Source organism: Lactobacillus colini, assembly GCF_017874575.1.
In the GTDB taxonomy this organism is placed as follows: domain Bacteria; phylum Bacillota; class Bacilli; order Lactobacillales; family Lactobacillaceae; genus Lactobacillus; species Lactobacillus colini.
This window is the reverse complement of the sequence record NZ_JAGGLU010000027.1, coordinates 1-3,193: the sequence shown is the minus strand read 5'-3', so window position 1 is coordinate 3,193 and position 3,193 is coordinate 1. Positions and strand designations below refer to the sequence as shown.

Annotated in this window: 2 rRNA genes; both read left to right on the top strand. The window is 48.9% G+C overall.

What is annotated here, in order from left to right:
* Positions 1-110 precede the first annotated feature (110 nt).
* Positions 111-3,015, top strand: a 23S ribosomal RNA gene (locus J2Z60_RS10790).
* A gap of 61 nt (positions 3,016-3,076) precedes the next feature.
* Positions 3,077-3,193 (top strand): 5S ribosomal RNA (rrf, locus tag J2Z60_RS10785).

The following is a 3,193-nucleotide window of genomic DNA, read 5'->3' as shown; positions in this document are numbered from 1 at the left end:
AGAGTTAGTACATTGAAAACTGAATATAATCAAAGCAAAAAACCGAGACAATCGAAAAAGCAGATTGTAAAGAGCGACCGAGAAAAGAGAGAAACTCAAAACTTGATAAAGGTCAAGTAGAAAAGGGCGCATGGTGGATGCCTAGGCACTAGAAGCCGATGAAGGACGTGACGAACCACGAAAGGCTTCGGGGAGCAGTAAGTAAGCGAAGATCCGGAGATATCCGAATGGGGGAACCCAATACCGAGAGGTATTATCAATAGATGAATAAATAGTCTATTGAAGGAAGACGCAGTGAACTGAAACATCTAAGTAGCTGCAGGAAGAGAAAGAAAAATCGATTTCCTAAGTAGCGGCGAGCGAAAGGGAAAGAGCCCAAACCAATTGGCTTGCCAGTTGGGGTAGTAGGACTGCAAAAAGGTACTCGAAGTGATAGCAGAATTATCTGGGAAGGTAAGCCAGAGAGGGTGAGAGCCCCGTAAGCGAAATTGCGAAGAGACCGAGCAGGATCCTGAGTAGGTCGGGACACGAGGAATCCCGATTGAAGCAGCGAGGACCATCTCGCAAGGCTAAATACTAGCTAGTGACCGATAGTGAACCAGTACCGTGAGGGAAAGGTGAAAAGAACCCCGGAAGGGGAGTGAAAGAGAACCTGAAACCGTGTGCCTACAAGTAGTCAAAGCACATTAAAGTGTGATGGCGTGCCTTTTGTAGAATGAACCGGCGAGTTACGTTATGTTGCAAGGTTAAGTCAGAAAAGATGGAGCCGAAGCGAAAGCGAGTCTGAAGAGGGCGAAGAAGTAATGTGATGTAGACCCGAAACCAAGTGACCTACCCATGACCAGGTTGAAGGTGTGGTAAAACACACTGGAGGACCGAACCCACGTGAGTTAAAAATCGCGGGGATGAGTTGTGGGTAGCGGTGAAATTCCAAACGAACTTGGAGATAGCTGGTTCTCTCCGAAATAGCTTTAGGGCTAGCCTCGTGTGAATGATAATGGAGGTAGAGCACTGTTTGGACTAGGGGCCCGTCAGGGGTTACTGAATCCAGATAAACTGCGAATGCCATATATCAATGCACGGGAGTCAGACTGCGAGTGATAAGATCCGTAGTCGAAAGGGAAACAGCCCAGATCACCAGTTAAGGTCCCAAAATCTATGCTAAGTGGAAAAGGATGTGGAGTTGCGTAGACAACTAGGATGTTGGCTTAGAAGCAGCCACCATTTAAAGAGTGCGTAATAGCTCACTAGTCGAGTGACGCTGCGCCGAAAATTTACCGGGGCTAAGCATAGTACCGAAACTGTGGATGCATAGTAATATGCGTGGTAGGAGAGCGTTCTAAGAGCGGAGAAGTCAGATCGAGAGGACTGGTGGAGCGCTTAGAAGTGAGAATGCCGGTATGAGTAGCGAAAGATAGGTGAGAATCCTATCCGCCGTAAGACTAAGGTTTCCTGGGGCAGGCTCGTCCGCCCAGGGTAAGTCGGGACCTAAGGTAAGGCCGAGAGGCGTAGCCGATGGACAACAGGTAGATATTCCTGTACTAAAAGCGTTCGATATGAGCAATGGAGGGACGCAGGAGGTTAGTGATGCATGGAGATGGAACCATGTGCAAACGTCAAGAGTAAAGATGAGTCAAATGCTTGTCTTTAAAAGCTTAAGGCGTGAAGCGGAGTGAATTAAAAGTAGCGAAGATCATGATATCACACTGCCAAGAAAAGCTTCTAGCCAGAGCGATTTTACCCGTACCGCAAACCGACACAGGTAGTCGAGGAGAGTATCCTCAGGTGAGCGAGAGAACTCTCGTTAAGGAACTCGGCAAAATGACCCCGTAACTTCGGAAGAAGGGGTGCTGATTGTAAAAGATCAGCCGCAGTGAAAAGGCCCAAACAACTGTTTATCAAAAACACAGGTCTCTGCAAAATCGTAAGATGACGTATAGGGGCTGACACCTGCCCGGTGCTGGAAGGTTAAGAGGAGAGCTTAGCGAAAGCGAAGGTTCGAATTGAAGCCCCAGTAAACGGCGGCCGTAACTATAACGGTCCTAAGGTAGCGAAATTCCTTGTCGGGTAAGTTCCGACCTGCACGAAAGGTGTAATGATTTGGGCACTGTCTCAACGAGAGACTCGGTGAAATTATAATACCCGTGAAGATGCGGGTTACCCGCGACAGGACGGAAAGACCCCATGGAGCTTTACTGTAGCTTGATATTGAGTATTTGTTAAACATGTACAGGATAGGTAGGAGCCAGAGAAGATAGGACGCTAGTTTTATTGGAGGCAATGTTGGGATACTACCCTTGTTTGATGGATCCTCTAACTTAGGTCGCTAAGCGCGATCGAGGACAGTGTCAGGTGGGCAGTTTGACTGGGGCGGTCGCCTCCTAAAGTGTAACGGAGGCGCCCAAAGGTTCCCTCAGAATGGTTGGAAATCATTCGCAGAGTGTAAAGGTATAAGGGAGCTTGACTGCGAGAGGTACACCTCGAGCAGGGACGAAAGTCGGGCTTAGTGATCTGGTGGTACTGAATGGAAAGGCCATCACTCAACGGATAAAAGCTACCCTGGGGATAACAGGCTTATCTCCCCCAAGAGTTCACATCGACGGGGAGGTTTGGCACCTCGATGTCGGCTCGTCGCATCCTGGGGCTGAAGTCGGTCCCAAGGGTTGGGCTGTTCGCCCATTAAAGCGGCACGCGAGCTGGGTTCAGAACGTCGTGAGACAGTTCGGTCCCTATCCGTCGTGGGCGTAGGAAATTTGAGAGGAGCTGTCCTTAGTACGAGAGGACCGGGATGGACGCACCGCTGGTGTACCAGTTGTCTTGCCAAAGGCATCGCTGGGTAGCTATGTGCGGAAGGGATAAGCGCTGAAAGCATCTAAGTGCGAAGCCCCCCTCAAGATGAGATTTCCGATGCGAAAGCAGTAAGACACCTTAAAGACGATGAGGTAGATAGGCTAGGAGTGGAAGTACAGTGATGTATGGAGCGGACTAGTACTAATCAGTCGAGCACTTGACCAAAGCTCAGAGGTAGAAAGCTTTAGATTATATTTAGTTTTGAGTGTAAAAGCTCAAAAAAGAGTACGGTGGCGATAGCAAGAATGAAACACCTGTTCCCATGCCGAACACAGAAGTTAAGCTTCTTAACGCCGAAAGTAGTTGGTGGGAAACTGCCTGCGAGGTTAGGTAGTCGCCGTGC